Origin of the sequence: Zhongshania marina (genome assembly GCF_002915595.1) — a bacterium.
Classification (GTDB): Bacteria; Pseudomonadota; Gammaproteobacteria; order Pseudomonadales; family Spongiibacteraceae; genus Spongiibacter; species Spongiibacter marinus_B.
Genome location: NZ_PQGG01000012.1, coordinates 64290 through 81091, shown reverse-complemented (window position 1 = coordinate 81091; position 16802 = coordinate 64290). Strand labels below are relative to the sequence as shown.

The following is a 16802-nucleotide window of genomic DNA, read 5'->3' as shown; positions in this document are numbered from 1 at the left end:
CAATTTTTGCCATTGTCATATTGCGGCGTAGTCATAATATGCAACTGAAGATTATAGATGAACAGCAAAAGACCTTGCAGGCAGAGTTGGAACTACAAAAAACGGCGGGGCGGGAGTGCGCCGCGAAGCTAGAAGACACAGGGGCTGCACTTGTTATTCAGGAGCGAGAAGCAGCCGTTGTAAACGAGCGCTTGGCTATACAGATTGAAAGCTTGGCGAATACCCAGCGCGCATTGGCGTCTGCGGAACAAAAAAATAGTGAGCTGAACGATGCACTTGCAAGAAAAGAAAGTGCTTATGAACATCTCAAAACCTCTACCGCAGAGCAGATTACTTTACTCAGCGACGCCAAAAAGCAATTAACAGATCAATTTGAACAACTCGCCAACCGCATATTTGATGAAAAAAGTCAGCGCTTTCAAGTTAATAGCCGCGATGCTTTAGAGGTACAGCTAAAGCCCTTTCGAGAACAGCTTAAAGAGTTTCGCGGACGTGTCGATCATATTTACGACAGCGAAAATCGCGAGCGCGGCGAGCTAAAGGAACAGCTCAAAAATCTACAGGAAATGAACCGCAGCATTAGCAAAGAAGCTCAAAATTTGACCCGCGCTTTAAAAGGAGACAACAAAGCACAGGGCAATTGGGGCGAAGTCATTTTAGAGCGGGTACTGGAAGAATCGGGACTGCGAAAAGGCCACGAATACGAAACACAGCTCAGCTTTACCGACGATAGTGGGCGGCGAAAGCAACCGGATGTGATCGTGCGTTTGCCAGATGAAAAAGACATAATCATTGATGCCAAGGTGTCGTTGATTGCCTATGAGCGTTATTGCAGTAGTGATGATGACGCTGAACGTCAAGCGCTGTTGCGCGATCATGCCCAGTCAGTAAAAGCTCATATAAACGGTCTGAGCACCAAAGGCTACGAGCATATAGAAGGTCTACGGACGCTGGATTTTGTGTTTATATTTATTCCGGTTGAAGCAGCATTTATGGCAGCCTTCGAGCATGATCCAGAACTGTTTCGCGATGCGTATGAGAAAAATATAATCGTCGTTGGGCCGACAACCTTGCTTGCGACCCTGCGTACGGTACAAAGTATTTGGCGTTACGAACGACAAAATCAGAATGCCGAGGAAATCGCCCGTCAGGCAGGTGCGCTTCACGACCAGTTCGCCCTTGTTGTGCAGTCACTGGAAGATGTAGGCAAACACCTTGATCGGGGGCGCGACGCCTATGAAAAAACCCTGAACAGAATGACGCTGGGAAAGGGTAATTTGGTGTCGCGGGTGAGTCGTTTAGAGGCCTTGGGGGCCAAGGTGAAAAAGACCCTGCCGGCATCGCTGATTGACAGGTCTGAGATTGAAGGCATCGATTTTGACGATGCCGATAAAGATAACTAATTAAAGGAGTTTACGGTGGCATCAGTTAAAATTGGGAATTTAGCACCTGCGTTTTCGCTAAAAAATCAAAATGGCGAATCGGTTAACCTAAAGGACTTTAAAGGCAGCAAAAATGTTGTGCTGTATTTTTATCCCCGCGCTAAAACACCAGGCTGTACTGTACAAGCCTGCGGTATTCGCGATACTAAAAAGGCCTTTGATAAATTAGATACCGTAGTGCTTGGCGTGAGTCCTGACTCTGTAGCCAAATTGAAAAAATTTGAAGAGAACCCAAAGAAAGAAGAAAGCCCCTTAAACTTCACGCTGCTGTCAGATGAAGATCACAGCATTGCCGATAAATACGGCGCCTGGGGGCCAAAGAAATTTATGGGCAAAGAGTTCGACGGTATTTTGCGCAGCACCTTTATTATCGGTAAAGATGGCAAGCTCAAACACATTATGGCCAAAGTGAACACCAAAACCCATCATGAAGATGCTTTGGCGCTGATCAAAGAACTCGGCCTGTAAATTTGTAGGGTTGCCTCGCAACAGGCCGCGCATTTCGCGTAGTTTGACTTCGTATAGTGGTGTATCTAGTATTGTTGCGAAGGTGGTTTTGAGTATGGATGCTTTTTTATGGCGATGAGACTTGTATTTGCGTTTGTTATTTTACTTTTATTTGGGTGTGCCTCTTCCCCAGCTCCAGAGAGTCGATACTTGGAGGATAATTTTAAAAAGTCTGTAAGTGTCACTTTGAATGCGCCAAATCTATCTGCTCTTCATAAACCTCCGCTTAATTCTGGCTTGGCCTTCTTGAAGGTTTATGATTTCAATGATGTTTGTGAAAAACGGAGCACAATTTTTGGCGAGGCATATAAGCAAGCTGATCCGGTAGGAGAAATTTACGTCTCTAAAGCAGATCGTTCAAAGCTTGGCAAGCTACCGCTGGGGCTTGTTGTTATCAGTGCTGGTTTCGATGTTCATGGCGTCGGGACTAGAATGAAGTGCGACAGGTATTTTCAGTTTGAAACGCGTGAAAACTTTACTTATGAGATAGAGGTGAAAGAATCTCGCCCTTTCGTTGTGTCGTGTAGTGTCTCAATTAAAGAGCGAGGCGCTGACGGACGATATTCTGACAATATTTCAAAGTTTCAACGTAGCGAAAACGGTGGGTTTCTAGGTTTGGATGATGACTTGTCACCAATATGTGGTGAGTCCTGAACAGGCGATATGTGAAGTAAAGCCAGGAGTTGGAATGTTAACTCGATATATTTATTTCTCATTCACATTTTTTGTTCTGCTGCTGACCGCATGTGGTGGGGGCGGTGGAGGAGGGAATGGGGGAGATGTTGGCGCTACTCCTAAACCTGATTCACTCGACATCAATGCGCTGTCATATGTTCGACACTCATTCGTCGAGAATTCCGTTAAGGTTCCACTTCCTCACTGGGAAAGCATTCCGTCGGTCGAATTTCCTAGTGCATCGGATGAACCGCTTGAGCTGGAAATCGAGCCAATAAGCCTTGCTACTGGGCAATGGCGTACCTTTTTTGTCGTGCTTAACGCTGAATCAGCGGATCAGACGTTTAGTAATGAGCTTCGAAATAAAACCATTCTATCGTCTCAGTACCTAGTCATAGACGGTTTTCCCGCCGAGCAAACGGTTTATGAAGGCAATATCACCTTTGATATTGACGATGGCGATGGCGAGAGTCTAGCAACACCGAATCAAGGTAGTAATGTGCAGGATCGCTTTCGGTTTTTACAGACAACGGTCGATGTGAACGGCGACTTCTACACGTTGCTTTATGTCGCGGAGGTAACTGATTATGTGCGCTACGAAGAGATCGCCTACCATTTAGCCGAATCAATGGAATTTGCCACACGGCTACCCATCCAGCGATCTAATGCCGCAGGGGACCTAGTCTCGGCCAGTACTGAGTCCCAAACTTTATTTGCCTACTGTGAGATTGACGACAAATCTGGTTTACCGCAAATGGCACTAAATTCTGTGCTATTAACGTCTGAGCGGGTAGAGCAGCCGGAGACCCTTATAGCGACATTTCCTCTGGGAAGCGACAGCTGTTCCACTACTGGGTTGGCGTATGGTGACGGACATTATCTTGTGGTGTATGCGTCGCGCACAGGACAGAATGAAACATTGGTTGCGCAGATTCTTGATGCCCAAGGGCGGCCGCAGAATGAAGGTACTGTGTTGGCAACGGCTGATGCGGTTCCCAGTGAAAATACCTTCGACGACCTGAACCTGATTTATGACGGCGGTCGATTTTTTGCGGCTTGGACAGAGTTGGCGCTCAATGGCGGCAGCGGTGCAGAGCGTCGGCAACTCGTCGGGCAATTTATAGATGCCGACTATACAGCGTCAGAGCGGATGGTCATTCAGGGTGATCTGGTGCCTCGCTACGTAACAGAGTATCGCCGCTTGGCACTGGCAGTGGCGGAGCAGAGTGTTGGTATTGCATGGAGTTTTACCTCTGCCTCAGCCCCCTCTGAACAAATGACGCGCTTGATGGTGATGGATCTAAACGGTAATGCACTGAATGGCTCGCCTATTACGGTGCGGAATCACAGCGGTGTCGAATTGCTCGATCTGGATCTCGCTGTGATCGGTTCAACTTATAGCCTGTTCTGGGTTGAGCGCAGTCATACACCGGAAAGCCAGTCGCAATTCGATGACCGCTTGTTGGCACAACAGTTTACTGATTCAGGAGCCTTCCTGAATGAATTCCCCGTGCTCGTTATGGGGCCATTGTTAAATTTACAGGGCCTCGAGTATGAGAAAAACAGGCTGGAAGTAAATCCCTGGAACGATGAGTTCTATTTTATATGGGAATCAAGCTTGGCGGATGACGGCAATCGCTATGCCAGCAAAGCCTATGGTGTGGCGGTCGATAGCAACCTAAGCTCCCGCTCTGAACCGGAAGTGATGGAGTATGCCTCCGTAGGTTTGTTTAACTTAACGCTTATCCACTATCAAGACATAAGCTATATGACGTGGTTGCCTGCAATTTCTGCCAACCATGCGCAGGTGTGGGTGTACTCCCGTGATGCGTTTTCGGAATTATCTTGGCTGCCTACGGAAAGCTACGAGCAATAAGTTTTTTGTTTTTTTACTTTTAAATAGCTTGTACGATCAGTGACAGGTCTTGGATTTATGCTTCCCTCAAAGTGTCATAAGTGAGTTTGCGGGTGTCTTATTTGAAATACTAATCTCTGGTTTTATCAAGATGCCCAGACTCATCAGCGCCTGCCACCTTACTTAGCTTATATTTTTCTAAATCCTTAGACACCATATCCAAGCACAACTTAAGTACCACCGCGTCATCTAAAAAGCCCGCAATGGGGATGATATCTGGTACAGCGTCCAAGGGCAGTAAGATATAGAGCAGGGCGGTGACGACGGATCCTAATGACCACCAAGGTATTTCTCGATAGTCGCCCTTTACATAGTCTTGCAGCAAACTAAATAAGGTTTTTACTTGGCTGATATAAGGCGCAAGTGAGGCATTTTTCAGCACCTTGTTGATGATACGCTCGCGATTGCTCAGGGCGTAATTGATCTCAGATTCACTTAGCTCGGCTGCGCCTTCATCCAAGACTTTTTTAGCGCGGTTTTTGGAAAATATTTGCATCGCGTAGTAACCCACTACAATCGTGTAAATTTGATTCTACGTGCTCAATGGCAGTGGGTAAATGTTGTCTGGTATTAAGCCGAACTTGGTTTAGCATGAGTAGCTAAATTTTGGGTATTGCGTCAATCAATATACTGCCGCACCAGCTCAGATTTCAAAATTTTACCAGAGGCATTGCGCGGCAAGTCTTGGCTGCTAATCCAAATATTTTGAGGGATTTTATACGCCGCCAGTTTGTTGCTGAGATATGATTTGATGTCATCGTGACAGATTTCTGCGCCGTCGCGGGGTTTAATCACGGCGCCAGGGACTTCTCCCAAGCGCTCGTCGGGTACTGCGATAATCGCTGCTTCGGAAATGCTGGGATGCAGACTAAGGCAGGCTTCAATCTCGGCTGGGTAGATGTTTTCTCCGCCTCGTATTATCAAGTCTTTGGCGCGGCCGACTAAATAAACAAAATTTTCTTCATCTAGGTAACCAATGTCACCGGTTGCCATCCAGTCGCCATCGAAGTTGATGTTATTTGCGTCGGGTTTGTTCCAATACTGTTTTATATTACAGACTGATTTTAGCCAAATTTCGCCGCTTGCGCCGGCGGGTAAAGGCTGGCCCTGTTCGTCACGGGTTTGCCATTCTACCAACGGCGACAAGGTCCCAGCGCTATCGGGTTTGTACATAAAGGCGTCACCGGTACAGCTCGCGCATATTGCATTGCTTTCGGTCATACCGTAGCCGGTTCCGACGTAGCTGGTGCTTAAGGTATTGCTAATGATTTCTTTAAATGCGGGTGGGCAGGCGGCGCCACCACCGCCGAGGGAAAATAGGCTGCTGGTATCACTACTGTCAAAATCTGGGTGACGGAGTAAATCCATGACCATAGATGGCACGGCGCTAAAAATAGTCACGCGCTCCTTGCTGATAAGTTCAAGCGCCTCTTCCGGTGACCATTTGTACATCATTACGGTTTTCCGTCCGCCGCGAAGATTGAGTAAAAATGCGGCGTAGCAGCCAGAGACGTGGAAGAGTGGGACGCTCAATAATGTGCAAGGGGCAAAGCCACCGGCGAACATTTTTTCGATTGCCTTGGGGTTGGCCATTGCCGAACAAATGGCGTGGAATTCAAAACTGTATATCGCCTGGCAAATATTTTTGTGGCTAGACACCGCGCCCTTGGGGCGTCCTGTTGTTCCTGAGGTATACATAATTTGAGCAATATCGTTTGCTGCGCAGGCGGTGGTTGGCAGTGCTTTGCCCCGATTTTGGGTAATTATGTCATCAAAATTGCCAATGCTTTCGTCGGTATTCGAATTGTCCCCCGTGACGATGGCTTGGCAGTTAAGGCTTTTTAATAATGGTTTGGTGAGCTGTAAGCGAGCAGGGTCGCAGATTAGCAGCTTTGCACCGGCGTCTTTCAAGCAATAGGAAAGTTCATCTGCGCTGCCCCAGGAGTTCAGAGGAACAACCACTGCGCCGACTGAAACGATTGCAGCATAGGCGACCATCCATTCGGGGCAGTTACGCATGGCGATAGCCACGCGCTCACCCTTGGCAATTGCCTTGTTGTTGATGAGGTAATGACCTAGGGCGTCTACTTTGTCAAAAAATTGTGTGAAGCTAAGGCGTTCTTGCTGATAAACCAGAAACTCCTGTTCTCCGTGGGCTCTGCCCGCATCCACAAGTTCGCGCATTGTTGCCGGTGCATTTTTGTATTCCTGAAGACCACTGTCGGTGCTCGAACAAATTTCAAAGGGGGCGCCAACTTGGCAAAGTTGCTCGGTGCAAGCTTGTAGGCGTTTTGCAATATCGTTCATGCTAAATCGACTGCCTTATTTTTGTTCAAACATATTGTGAGTAAAGCTAAGGCTTGCCGGAATAGGGGCGTTAATGGTTTCCATGATTCGCTCATATTCGGTGTGGCAAATTCGCCATTCGCCGTCGCTTAATCGATAGTGATCGCTGTATATGGCCGTGCCGAATAGCATCCAATTCTGCTCTTGATTAAATACGAGATCCTGCAAATACCACTTACCGATAGCGGTGGTTTCGCCGCACAACTCAATTTCGGGGTGATGGCAGTTATGCATAGTCAGCACCTTGGTTGAATCCATATGCCCTTTCAAACCACTGATTAATTGCGCACGATCGTCAAAACTGTATTTGCCACCGTCGTAACGCGCACTGCAATCTGGGGTCAAGGTTTGCTCTAGTAGTTCCCAATCATGGGTGTCCACGGCGCGCAGATAGGCATACTTCAGCTTTTTTATGGCCTCTAGCGCGAGTAAGGTGTCTAGTGCTTGTTGGCTCATTGATGGCGATCCCTCTTAGTTTATTATTTTGTTCTGCACTGCAGCTGCGTGAGCGCCAGTACATTGATAAGGCTCAGTTTAAGGCCAGCCAAATGTCCGCAACATGGTCTGAACGGATGAAGCCGGTGCGGGTGTGTCTTGACGTTGATATTTCACAGGTATCTGCGGTTGCCGCCAACTTGTTTGCCACAGGAAAACCTAATAATCGGCAAGTGTTCCAGCTAGCGATTTGGATTTTTGTTAAGCTGTGCAGCGATTTTAATTTTCGGAGTAATTTGGATGCGCATTATTACTGCGAATACCAATGGTATTCGGTCTGCTGGGCGTAAGGGTTTTTTTGAGTGGTTGGCCAAGCAGGATGCGGACGTTGTTTGTATTCAGGAAACCAAGGCCCAGCGAGATCAGCTGGAGGACTCGCTATACCACCCAGAGGGATATACAACTGTATATAGCGATGCAATTAAAAAGGGTTATAGCGGTACGGCAATGTACTGCAAAAAGCCCCCGAACAGTGTGACAACATCTTTGGGGTGGGATCCCGCCGACAGTGAAGGGCGCTATATCCGTGCAGACTATGACAAGATCAGCGTTATTTCTATGTATTTGCCCTCGGGCTCAAGTGGTGATGAGGCGCAGGCAAAAAAAGACGCCTTTTTAGATAAAATTTACCTGCATTTTCTGGAGTTAAAAGAAGCTGGCCGGGAGTTAGTAATTTGCGCGGACTGGAATATCTGTCATAAGGAAATCGATCTCAAAAACTGGAAGGGCAATGTTAAAAACTCCGGTTTTCTGCCTCATGAAAGAGCGTGGTTAGACAAGCTTTATGACGAGGCGGGCTTTGTTGATGCTTTTCGAGAAATCAATCAAGACGCGGTTTACACATGGTGGTCTAACCGAGGTCAGGCCTATGCCAATAATGTGGGGTGGCGTTTAGACTACCAAGTTATCACGCCGAATTTGGTTGCGGGGATCCGCAGCGCGAGTGTTTATACGGAAGAGCGCTTTTCGGATCACGCTCCGTTTATCATGGACTATGATTACTCGCTTTGATTTAGCCGCTTGTGTACTATTGCAGGCGTATTTTAGTGCTGTGGCAAACGCCCACGGCGTTGGTTTTTGACTTTGAGTAAGGACGTGTAATGAGTTTTTTCATTTCTGAGGCGCATGCCCAATCTGCTGGTGCAGGTGCCCCTCCGGGCGGCGAATTGTTCCAGATTGGCTTTTTGGTACTGATGTTTGCTTTGTTTTACTTTATTGCTATCCGTCCACAGCGCAAGCGCCAGAAAGAGCATGCGGCAATGGTCGCTGCACTAAGCAAAGGCGATGAGGTGGTTACGACCAGCGGGATTCTAGGTAAAGTCACCAAGCTTGATGACGATTACGTTGTTGTCAGTGTGACCGACAATGTTGAATTGAAATTCCAGCGTTCGTCTATTCATGCCGTATTGCCTAAGGGAACATTAAAGGCGATATAACGATAACGCGCTTCGCACTATTGCGGAGCGCGATTCTCTAACAGGTGGCAAAATGCCTGATACGCTAAATAACGCAATACCTCCTGTTTCTGGTGTCACTGGCACCACGGTTCCTCGGCTGAAACTAGCCCAACTCCCCACACCACTGCAGCCCTTAGATCGTTTAAGTTCGCAGCTTGGTGGGCCCAGAATATGGGTCAAGCGCGACGACCTAACGGGCAGCGTATTGTCTGGCAATAAAGTCAGAAAACTCGAATTTAATTTGGCGCAAGCCTTGGCAGAAGGCTGCGATACCATAATAAGTTGTGGTGGGATTCAGTCCAATCACTGCCGGGCAACGGCGTTGCTCTGTGCCCAGCTAGGTCTGAAATGCCATCTCGTATTACGCGGATCAGAACCCGACGTTGCCGATGGCAATTTATTATTAGACCGCTTGGCCGGTGCAGAAATAAGTTTTTATGCTGCCGCCAAATACCAGCGCGAACTAGAGAATATCCTCCATTCTTTGCAAGCCCAATATCACCAGCAAGCGCGTAAGGCATTCATTATTCCAACCGGGGCTTCTGACGCCATTGGGGTTTGGGGTTATGTCGAAGCCTGCGCGGAGCTTAAACAGGACTTTGCTGAACACGATATTTCTCCGCGCCATATTATTTGTGCAACAGGGTCAGGGGGTACGCAAGCGGGTTTGAGTGCTGGCGTATTGCGCCACGGTGTCGATGCCCAGGTTTGGGGTGTGAATGTCTGTGACGATGAAGCGTGGTTTTTGAATAAAGTTAATTGTGATCTAAGTGATTGGGAGCAGCGCTATCAAACTGGCATAAACCTTGATTCCATTTCTGTGAAGGTGATTGATGGTTATGTTGGTGCCGGCTACGCCCAGGCGGGCCCTGAGATATTTAATTGCATGGCCGACCTAGCGCGATTAGAGGGCGTGGTTTTAGACCCTGTTTATACTGGCAAAGCCTTTTTCGGCATGCTCGATCAGTATAATAAAGGCCTATTTGGTGATGCCGGTGACATTGTGTTTGTGCACACTGGCGGCGTTTTTGGGGTCTTTCCCCAGCGAGAACAATTCAAATTTTGAATGGTAAAGTTTGTAATTTTAATAAATAGAGACCTCAGCATAAGCTAAGGAGCAAAGCCAAGCTGAATTCTAGCGTTGTATTGGCAAGTGCAGCAGTTAAGCCCTGGTCTCGAATAAAAGGACGTCAAATGGAGCAAATATCAGCCTTGGTTAGTGCGGTGAACGGCGTGGTGTGGGGGCCGTTAATGCTGGTGCTTATACTCGGTACCGGTGCGTATTTAATGATTGGGCTTAGGCTGATGCCCTTGCTCAATATTGGCGCGGCATTTCGTTTATTGATGCAAGGCCGCAAGGGCAGCGGCGATAGCGGCGAGATCAGCCCGTTTCAGGCACTGATGACGTCACTAAGTGCGACCATTGGTACCGGCAATATCGCCGGTGTTGCGACGGCTATTGCTCTAGGTGGTCCCGGTGCCTTGTTCTGGATGTGGTGCACTGCGCTGGTGGGAATGGCCACAAAATATGCGGAAGCGGTTTGCGCGGTGCATTATCGAGAAAAAGACGCCCAAGGCAATTTTAGCGGTGGGCCGATGTATTACATCAAAAACGGCTTAGGTCCACGTTGGCGCTGGCTGGGTGCGTGCTTTGCCTTATTCGGTGCAATGGCGGGCTTTGGTATTGGCAACACGGTGCAAGCCAACTCTGTAGCCGATGCCATGCAAGGGGCATTTGGTGTGCCAATTTGGATTAGCGCGGTGGTGATGTTTGTCGGCGTTGCCTCGGTTATTCTCGGTGGCGTAAAGCGTGTCGCCAGCGTTGCCGGATTCTTAGTCCCCATTATGGCTGTAAGCTACCTCGCTATCGGCCTCGTTATCTTGTTAATGAACCTAAGTTCCTTGCCTGCAATTTTAGCTTTGGTCATTGATTCTGCTTTTAACGGCACCGCTGCTGTTGGTGGTTTTGCCGGTGCAGGAATTGCAGCGGCCATTCGCTTTGGTGTTGCTCGCGGCGTATTTTCAAATGAGGCTGGACTGGGCAGTGCCCCAATAGCTCACGCTGCAGCTAAAACGAACAACCCAGTTCGGCAGGGCATGATCGCAATGCTCGGTACCTTTATTGACACTATTTTAGTGTGCTCGGTTACCGGCTTTGTCATATTGCTGTCCGGCGCGTGGCAGACCGGTGAAAGCGGGGCGGCACTGTCTACTCTAGCATTTGAATCCCAAATTCCAGGTGGTCACTATATTGTCGCGCTAGGCTTGGCCACTTTTGCCTTCACAACAATGTTGGGTTGGTCTTATTACAGTGAACGCTGCGTGGTCTACTTTTTTGGCGCCCGAGGCGTCATGCCATTTCGCATTGCATGGGTATTAGCGATACCGATGGGGGCGATGGCGAATCTCGGTTTTATCTGGCTACTGGCAGATACCTTGAATGCCTTGATGGCCATACCAAACTTAATTGCGCTAATACTGTTGAGTCCTGTGGTTTTTCAATTAACGAAAAGCCAGCTGGCGGCTGCCAAAGCAAAAAACTGATCTGCGTTGAGCGTACCTTTACTGATCGAATTTAGGCGAAGGACAAGTGTGGTGGAATACGGATAGCTTGTAGGTCCTTGTTTTACGCTGCTATACTGTTGTACATATTTTTGTACGTGTACAAGGTTTTATCATGAACAGCATAAGCTATACTTCCGCTCGCAGTAATTTGGCGAAAACAATGGAGCAGGTCTGCAATGACCATGCACCCATAGCTATAACCCGCAAGGGCGAAGGTGCGGTGGTGATGATTTCCATGGACGACTATCAGGCATTAGAAGAGACTGCATACCTGCTTAGGAGTCCTAAAAATACTCAGCGTCTAATTGAGTCCATTGCTGAGTTAGAGAACGGCAATGGGCAGGAAAAGGAATTACTTGAGTGAAATTAATTTTTGCTGAGAAGGCGTGGGAAGACTACCTTTATTGGCAAAAAACGGACAAGCAGATACTGAAACGTATTAATACCCTTATCAAAGAAATCAGGCGGGAGCCTTTTGAAGGTATCGGAAAGCCAGAGTCACTCAAGCACGCTCTTTCAGGATATTGGTCCAGAAGGATTAATGACGAACACCGAATCGTTTATAAAATTCAGCAAGATTCCCTCCTTATTGTCCAACTCCGTTACCACTATTAATCTAATGTGAGACACCGTGAATTGGGTAGGCCATTAGCTTGGTAGATAAAACCGCTCGACCCGTTGAGTAATGCGGGTAAATAATTCGTAGCTTATCGTATTACAGTGCCGGCCAATTTCCGCGGCGCTGAGCGTGTCTCCCCAAAGGGTAGCAATGTCGCCGGCCTTTACATCGGCTAGATGACTAACATCAACAGTGAGTAAATCCATCGAGACTCTGCCCGCCAGTGTTGCCCGCTGGTCATTAATGAGAACCGGTGTGCCGTCTACCGCTTGGCGCGGGTAGCCGTCTGCATAGCCAGCTGCAATAGTGGCAATACGCGCTTTATGGGCTGCTTTCCAGCGGCGGTTGTAACCCACACCCTCGCCAGGTTCTACATCTCGTACCGCGAGGACTTTGGCTTTAAAGCTCATAACGGCCTGTAGGGGTTGGTCTGGTGCAAGTGTGCAAGTTGGGTCATCGCCGTAAAGCATGATGCCCGGTCTTACCCAGTCGAGGTGGGTGGTGGGGTGGGCGATGATTGCTGCGGAGTTTGCCATGCTTAGAGGGACGTCGCCCAGCGTGCTGCTTAGCGACGTTAGCGCTTGGTATTGAGCTTGAGTGATTGACGCGTCTTCGGTTTCTGCGTCGCTAAAATGGCTCATGTGGTGTATTGCTGCGATATGCCCTTGGGCGCTAAGCAAGCGATGGGCTTCGGCAAAATCAGTGGCACTCATCCCAAGGCGATTCATGCCGGTGTTCATTTTCAACCACACCGTAACTGCCTTAGAGAGCGGGGTGTTGGCCAATAAGCGTGCGGTGTCGATATCGTGAATTACAAGGTCTAGCTGATGTGCGGCGCAGTCGTTTAAGAGTGCAGCATTTAGTTCAGTTCCTAACAGCAGTATTCGGTCATTAGGGCGGGCTTTGCGCAGGCGGAAGGCTTCGCTAGGGCGGGCGACGGCAAAGCCATCGACAATATCGTGTAATTGCTCGGCGACCCATTCTGCACCGTGGCCATAGCCATTGGCTTTTACCATCGCTAATATAGCTGCGTGCGGAGCAAGGCGTCGCACCATGTTGGCGTTGTGGCGCAGTGCCTTACTATTGAATTCAACCCATGTTGTTTTATGCATAATTTCCAACTCATATCATTGCTGAATTCTAGCGGGCTTGCCGCGGTGAGAACAGCGCGCAGTGTTGTTGTCTGTGGGTTTTTGTTATTTGGCAGTTTGGTCAATGCCGACTGTGGGAGAGTGTTGTTTCCCGCGCCAAGCTCAGATTCACTTTTTCCAGCCGCTAATAGTTCAGTATTCCGCGTCGAAGAGCTGCCTAGTCCAGAGTGTCAGTACGGGAATGTTGATTTAGCACAGGGGTATTTTTGGGGTGTTGCACCGCTTAGTGCCGACATTGATAAAGCCTATGCCTACGCTTTAAAAACACTTGTAAATGATCGCTGGCCTCATGACTTGGCACTGTTGCATGCCGCCTTTGTGATTAAAGGTCTGGATCGGAGTTTTAGCCTGAGTGAAGCGCTTAGGCGTTTCAGCCGAGAGATTAAGAGCGACAACCCTCTGCGGCGTGACAAAGCTTTAGCGGTACTTAATCAGCTCAGTGAGTTTTTACCTCGCATTAGCACCCTTGAGACTGGTGTGTTTGTTGATGCGGGTCTTAGCCAAGCAGTAGAGGTTGAGTCTAATCTTGCTTTGCAAATATCGAGCAAAGGGGATAAGCGTCAGATCTTACTCCCAGACCACGACGGTGTACCGGCTATTTATTGGATGAGGCAGTCCGCCGCCGTAGCTTCTGAACACCAAACGACAATATTTCAGCGCTACCCAGCAAGTGGTGCAGGCGGTATTGAAGATACCCGTCAGCAAATATGGCGTGTGCCAAGGCATATGCCGAAGACAGGGGTGCTGCGTAGCAGAGTGATTCGTCCCGATGGTAGCCCTTATGAATCCAATTGCACTGCGACCTTAATCGCACCGAAGTGGCTGATATCGGCATCGCACTGTTTGTTTACCCCAGAGGGGAGTGATCATGTGGCGTCGGTGAATTTTATTCCTTACTCAGAAACTCATATGACTGCTGATCCGCAAAAGATTGCTGTCGCCGGTGTGTGGCGCCATAGAGATCATCGTGCTGCTGATCAATTTAACGGCGAAGTGGGCCGTTACAGCGGTTCTGATATTGCCATATTCAAATTGGCAAGGACGCTACCTCTAACGGTGCCCCCTGTTTTAGCGACACCGAATGCGACTGATCCGTGGGTAGATAGTCTTGCCTACCCAAATGACAAGCCGGTGAACACCATGTGGGCGTCCCGCTGCCGTGGCAGTTTATGGCGTGAAGGTCGGGGCCGGCTTAGCGATTTATTTGCACTGGATTGCTATAGCTATGCGGGGCAAAGCGGGGCGGCGATCACCCAAAACCAGGCTGGCGAGCAGCAAATTATCGGTGTGCTATCGTCGCGGGTTTACAACGACTCTCTCAATCAAGCTGTGTTCGCTGCGCTCAACCCTCGTCTTATTTCAGATATTCAAGATTTGTTAGCGGGGCGTAGCGCGGGATTGTTTGTCGCCATGCCAATATTGCCTCCACAGAGTCTTGCCGCCGCAAGACCATAATTCGCAAAGGGCTGTTGTCTTGCTCCGGCCATATTGTATAGTGAGCTTGTCCCGTCGCGAAGTGAGCTTATGCCCAAAGGATTTGAGAATAAATTAGTCGTCGCCATTTCATCCAGAGCACTATTTAATTTGGATGAAAGCCATCGGGTTTACGAGTCAGAAGGCCTTAACGCCTATCAAAAATATCAAATTGACCACGAAAACGAGATCCTAGAGCCGGGAGAAGCCTTTGGCATTGTTGAGCGTTTATTGCAGCTCAATGATTATCTTGATGATGCTCGGGTCGAGGTGATTCTCTTATCCCGCAATTCCGCCGATACCGGCCTGCGGGTATTTAACTCAATTGAACACTACGGCCTGAGTATTAGTCGTGCGGCTTTTAGCGGTGGTGAAAGCCCTTACCGGTATGTGTCGGCATTTGGCTGTCATTTGTTTCTTTCAACAAATGCAGAAGACGTGCGTCGAGCCCTCGATAACGGCGTCGCAGCGGCGACCTTACTGCCGCGCTCCAAAAAATCCCAATCTTTGAGCAAGCGAGAATTACGCTTTGCCTTCGACGGCGATGCGGTGATTTTCTCCGATGAAGCAGAACAGGTCTTTAAGCGCGATGGTTTAGAGGCGTTCACTGCAAGTGAGGTAGCGGCGGCAAATACCCCGCTGAGTGGCGGGCCGTTTAAAAATTTCCTCGCTGCCTTAAACGCTTTGCAGTGTGAGTTGTCTGACGATGATCCACCGATTCGCATCGCCTTGGTAACAGCGCGCTCCGCACCTACGCATAAGCGGGTGATTCAAACGCTGCGGAATTGGAATATTCGTATCGATGAATCACTGTTTTTGGGTGGCTTAGACAAGGGCGAGTTCTTGGCGGCCTATGGTGCAGATGTGTTTTTTGACGACCAGCCCGGTCATTGTGCCTCCGCGAGTGAACATGTTTCCACCGGCCATGTCCCACATGGCATAGCGAATAAAGTGGAAGAGTGATCGGCTTGTTATGCAATAAGCGTTTTAGAACGCGTTTTTCGCAAGGCTTTGCTGATGCGTTTAAGGCTATATAAAGAATAATATTCAACTGGCGCGAGAAGTTTTCGAGCACGTTTGATTTCAGGAGTCAGATCAGGATGAAACTGCAGCAATTGCGCTATATCTGGGAAGTCGCCCATCATGAAATGAACGTGTCGGCGACCGCTCAGAGCTTATTTACCTCTCAGCCTGGGATCAGCAAACAAATTCGCATGCTCGAAGATGAGCTCGGTGTTGAAATTTTTGCCCGCAATGGCAAGCACCTCACCCGTATAACACCCGCAGGTAAGGCTATTTTAAAAACCGCCGGAGAGATTCTCTACAAAACTGAAAGCATTAAACATATTGCCCAGGAGTTTAAAAACCCCAAAAAGGGCAGTCTGTCGATAGCGACGACCCATACCCAAGCGCGTTATGCATTGCCGAGTGTTATAAAAACCTTTATTGATCGCTATCCCGAAGTATCGCTGCATATGCATCAGGGCACGCCGATGCAGATTTCTGAATTGGCGGCTAACTTTGAAGTGGATTTTGCCATTGCCACCGAGGCGCTGGAATTATTCAGTGATCTAATTATGATGCCTTGCTATCGCTGGAATAGAACAATTCTAGTCCCAAAAGACCACCCGCTGACCGCCATCGCCCATCTGCGCATAGAAGACGTTGCGCTGTTTCCCATTGTGACCTATGTATTTGGCTTTACCGGACGATCTAAATTAGACGAAGCGTTTTTAGACAAGGGACTAGAACCACGTGTGGTGTTTACCGCCACCGATGCTGATGTTATTAAAACCTATGTCCGTTTGGGCTTGGGTATTGGAATAGTGGCGGAAATGGCCTATGACCCCGTCGCCGATTCAGATTTGGTGGCGCTCAACGCCAGTCATTTGTTTGAACCCAGCGTGACCAAGGTCGGCTTTCGGCGCGGCACATATATGCGCAAATTTATGTACGATTTTGTTGAACTGTTCGCACCGCATTTAACCGCGGACCTCGTCGACAAGGCTTATCAATGTCAGAGTAAAAATGACCTAGATGCCTTGTTTGCGGATATAGAATTGCCGATGTATTGAGGCGGCGTCGGATGTCTGATGTCGAAAGTCGGACGAAAATTCACGCTTAGTGTGTCGATTTTGACCTTACGCCAGACACCTA

18 protein-coding genes are annotated in these 16802 nt (G+C 48.6%); 14 read left to right on the top strand and 4 right to left on the bottom strand.

Going from position 1 to position 16802, the window contains the following annotated elements; genetic code table 11:
- Positions 1 to 38: 38 nt before the first annotated feature.
- The 4 genes from C0068_RS05335 to C0068_RS05320 all read left to right on the top strand — a co-directional run bounded on the left by C0068_RS05335 (position 39) and on the right by C0068_RS05320 (position 4500).
- Positions 39 to 1403, top strand: coding sequence for a DNA recombination protein RmuC (locus C0068_RS05335; RefSeq protein ID WP_233208747.1), 1365 nt, complete (start codon positions 39 to 41; stop codon positions 1401 to 1403).
- A 15-nt stretch (positions 1404 to 1418) separates the two neighbouring features.
- Positions 1419 to 1910: a thioredoxin-dependent thiol peroxidase gene (gene bcp / locus C0068_RS05330; protein ID WP_103683455.1), complete on the top strand. Its 492-nt coding sequence runs from the start codon at positions 1419 to 1421 to the stop codon at positions 1908 to 1910.
- Between the two features lie 108 nt (positions 1911 to 2018).
- Positions 2019 to 2603, top strand: coding sequence for a hypothetical protein (locus tag C0068_RS05325; protein ID WP_103683454.1), 585 nt, complete (start codon positions 2019 to 2021; stop codon positions 2601 to 2603).
- A gap of 34 nt (positions 2604 to 2637) precedes the next feature.
- On the top strand, positions 2638 to 4500 hold the full coding sequence (locus C0068_RS05320) for a hypothetical protein (RefSeq protein WP_103683453.1): 1863 nt from the start codon (positions 2638 to 2640) through the stop codon (positions 4498 to 4500).
- A gap of 109 nt (positions 4501 to 4609) precedes the next feature.
- On the opposite strand, the gene C0068_RS05315 is transcribed toward C0068_RS05320, so the two are convergent.
- From C0068_RS05315 to C0068_RS05305, 3 genes are all read right to left on the bottom strand, one after another.
- Positions 4610 to 5035 (bottom strand): YkvA family protein, encoded by a 426-nt coding sequence (locus C0068_RS05315; protein WP_103683452.1) that lies wholly within the window; start codon positions 5033 to 5035, stop codon positions 4610 to 4612.
- A gap of 122 nt (positions 5036 to 5157) precedes the next feature.
- Complete coding sequence (locus C0068_RS05310) at positions 5158 to 6846, bottom strand: class I adenylate-forming enzyme family protein (RefSeq protein WP_103683451.1); 1689 nt, start codon at positions 6844 to 6846, stop codon at positions 5158 to 5160.
- A 15-nt stretch (positions 6847 to 6861) separates the two neighbouring features.
- Positions 6862 to 7341 (bottom strand): nuclear transport factor 2 family protein, encoded by a 480-nt coding sequence (locus tag C0068_RS05305; protein ID WP_103683450.1) that lies wholly within the window; start codon positions 7339 to 7341, stop codon positions 6862 to 6864.
- A 2-nt stretch (positions 7342 to 7343) separates the two neighbouring features.
- Here C0068_RS05305 and C0068_RS05300 point away from each other — a divergent pair, with 2 nt between their 5' ends.
- From C0068_RS05300 to C0068_RS05270, 7 genes are all read left to right on the top strand, one after another.
- On the top strand, positions 7344 to 7670 hold the full coding sequence (locus C0068_RS05300) for a hypothetical protein (protein ID WP_103683449.1): 327 nt from the start codon (positions 7344 to 7346) through the stop codon (positions 7668 to 7670).
- Positions 7621 to 8391 (top strand): exodeoxyribonuclease III, encoded by a 771-nt coding sequence (locus tag C0068_RS05295; protein ID WP_103683448.1) that lies wholly within the window; start codon positions 7621 to 7623, stop codon positions 8389 to 8391. Before C0068_RS05300 ends, C0068_RS05295 begins: the two co-directional genes overlap by 50 nt.
- A gap of 89 nt (positions 8392 to 8480) precedes the next feature.
- Positions 8481 to 8816: a preprotein translocase subunit YajC gene (yajC, locus tag C0068_RS05290; RefSeq protein WP_103683447.1), complete on the top strand. Its 336-nt coding sequence runs from the start codon at positions 8481 to 8483 to the stop codon at positions 8814 to 8816.
- Between the two features lie 52 nt (positions 8817 to 8868).
- On the top strand, positions 8869 to 9903 hold the full coding sequence (locus C0068_RS05285; protein WP_103683446.1) for a 1-aminocyclopropane-1-carboxylate deaminase/D-cysteine desulfhydrase: 1035 nt from the start codon (positions 8869 to 8871) through the stop codon (positions 9901 to 9903).
- A gap of 128 nt (positions 9904 to 10031) precedes the next feature.
- A complete protein-coding gene (locus C0068_RS05280) occupies positions 10032 to 11381 on the top strand; it encodes an alanine/glycine:cation symporter family protein (protein WP_103683445.1) in 1350 nt (449 codons plus the stop codon).
- Between the two features lie 133 nt (positions 11382 to 11514).
- On the top strand, positions 11515 to 11766 hold the full coding sequence (locus tag C0068_RS05275; protein ID WP_103683444.1) for a type II toxin-antitoxin system Phd/YefM family antitoxin: 252 nt from the start codon (positions 11515 to 11517) through the stop codon (positions 11764 to 11766).
- Positions 11763 to 12017 carry a Txe/YoeB family addiction module toxin gene (locus C0068_RS05270; protein ID WP_103683443.1) on the top strand — a complete coding sequence of 85 codons (255 nt, stop codon included), beginning with the start codon at positions 11763 to 11765 and terminating at the stop codon, positions 12015 to 12017. The genes C0068_RS05275 and C0068_RS05270 overlap by 4 nt, the downstream gene beginning before the upstream one ends.
- Positions 12018 to 12050: 33 nt before the next feature.
- On the opposite strand, the gene alr is transcribed toward C0068_RS05270, so the two are convergent.
- The gene (gene alr / locus C0068_RS05265) at positions 12051 to 13133 is read right to left on the bottom strand and encodes an alanine racemase (RefSeq protein ID WP_103683442.1); all 1083 of its coding nucleotides are present in this window, start codon (positions 13131 to 13133) and stop codon (positions 12051 to 12053) included.
- Between the two features lie 45 nt (positions 13134 to 13178).
- Between alr and C0068_RS05260 the strand changes: the two genes are divergently transcribed.
- The 3 genes from C0068_RS05260 to cysB all read left to right on the top strand — a co-directional run bounded on the left by C0068_RS05260 (position 13179) and on the right by cysB (position 16720).
- Positions 13179 to 14627: a trypsin-like serine peptidase gene (locus tag C0068_RS05260; RefSeq protein WP_158249920.1), complete on the top strand. Its 1449-nt coding sequence runs from the start codon at positions 13179 to 13181 to the stop codon at positions 14625 to 14627.
- A 69-nt stretch (positions 14628 to 14696) separates the two neighbouring features.
- Complete coding sequence (locus tag C0068_RS05255; RefSeq protein ID WP_103683440.1) at positions 14697 to 15608, top strand: 5'-nucleotidase; 912 nt, start codon at positions 14697 to 14699, stop codon at positions 15606 to 15608.
- Between the two features lie 137 nt (positions 15609 to 15745).
- On the top strand, positions 15746 to 16720 hold the full coding sequence (gene cysB / locus C0068_RS05250; protein ID WP_103683439.1) for an HTH-type transcriptional regulator CysB: 975 nt from the start codon (positions 15746 to 15748) through the stop codon (positions 16718 to 16720).
- The last annotated feature ends 82 nt before the right edge of the window (positions 16721 to 16802 follow it).

What these genes read in the sequence shown, in the direction of transcription:
- C0068_RS05335 (WP_233208747.1), top strand. Translation starts at nt 39, where the DNA reads ATGCAACTGAAGATTATAGATGAACAGCAAAAGACCTTGCAGGCAGAG.
- C0068_RS05325 (WP_103683454.1), top strand. Translation starts at nt 2,019, where the DNA reads ATGGCGATGAGACTTGTATTTGCGTTTGTTATTTTACTTTTATTTGGG.
- C0068_RS05320 (WP_103683453.1), top strand. Translation starts at nt 2,638, where the DNA reads ATGTTAACTCGATATATTTATTTCTCATTCACATTTTTTGTTCTGCTG.
- C0068_RS05315 (WP_103683452.1), bottom strand. Translation starts at nt 5,035, where the DNA reads ATGCAAATATTTTCCAAAAACCGCGCTAAAAAAGTCTTGGATGAAGGC.
- C0068_RS05310 (WP_103683451.1), bottom strand. Translation starts at nt 6,846, where the DNA reads ATGAACGATATTGCAAAACGCCTACAAGCTTGCACCGAGCAACTTTGC.
- C0068_RS05305 (WP_103683450.1), bottom strand. Translation starts at nt 7,341, where the DNA reads ATGAGCCAACAAGCACTAGACACCTTACTCGCGCTAGAGGCCATAAAA.
- C0068_RS05300 (WP_103683449.1), top strand. Translation starts at nt 7,344, where the DNA reads ATGGCGATCCCTCTTAGTTTATTATTTTGTTCTGCACTGCAGCTGCGT.
- C0068_RS05295 (WP_103683448.1), top strand. Translation starts at nt 7,621, where the DNA reads ATGCGCATTATTACTGCGAATACCAATGGTATTCGGTCTGCTGGGCGT.
- yajC (WP_103683447.1), top strand. Translation starts at nt 8,481, where the DNA reads ATGAGTTTTTTCATTTCTGAGGCGCATGCCCAATCTGCTGGTGCAGGT.
- C0068_RS05285 (WP_103683446.1), top strand. Translation starts at nt 8,869, where the DNA reads ATGCCTGATACGCTAAATAACGCAATACCTCCTGTTTCTGGTGTCACT.
- C0068_RS05280 (WP_103683445.1), top strand. Translation starts at nt 10,032, where the DNA reads ATGGAGCAAATATCAGCCTTGGTTAGTGCGGTGAACGGCGTGGTGTGG.
- C0068_RS05275 (WP_103683444.1), top strand. Translation starts at nt 11,515, where the DNA reads ATGAACAGCATAAGCTATACTTCCGCTCGCAGTAATTTGGCGAAAACA.
- alr (WP_103683442.1), bottom strand. Translation starts at nt 13,133, where the DNA reads ATGCATAAAACAACATGGGTTGAATTCAATAGTAAGGCACTGCGCCAC.
- C0068_RS05255 (WP_103683440.1), top strand. Translation starts at nt 14,697, where the DNA reads ATGCCCAAAGGATTTGAGAATAAATTAGTCGTCGCCATTTCATCCAGA.
- cysB (WP_103683439.1), top strand. Translation starts at nt 15,746, where the DNA reads ATGAAACTGCAGCAATTGCGCTATATCTGGGAAGTCGCCCATCATGAA.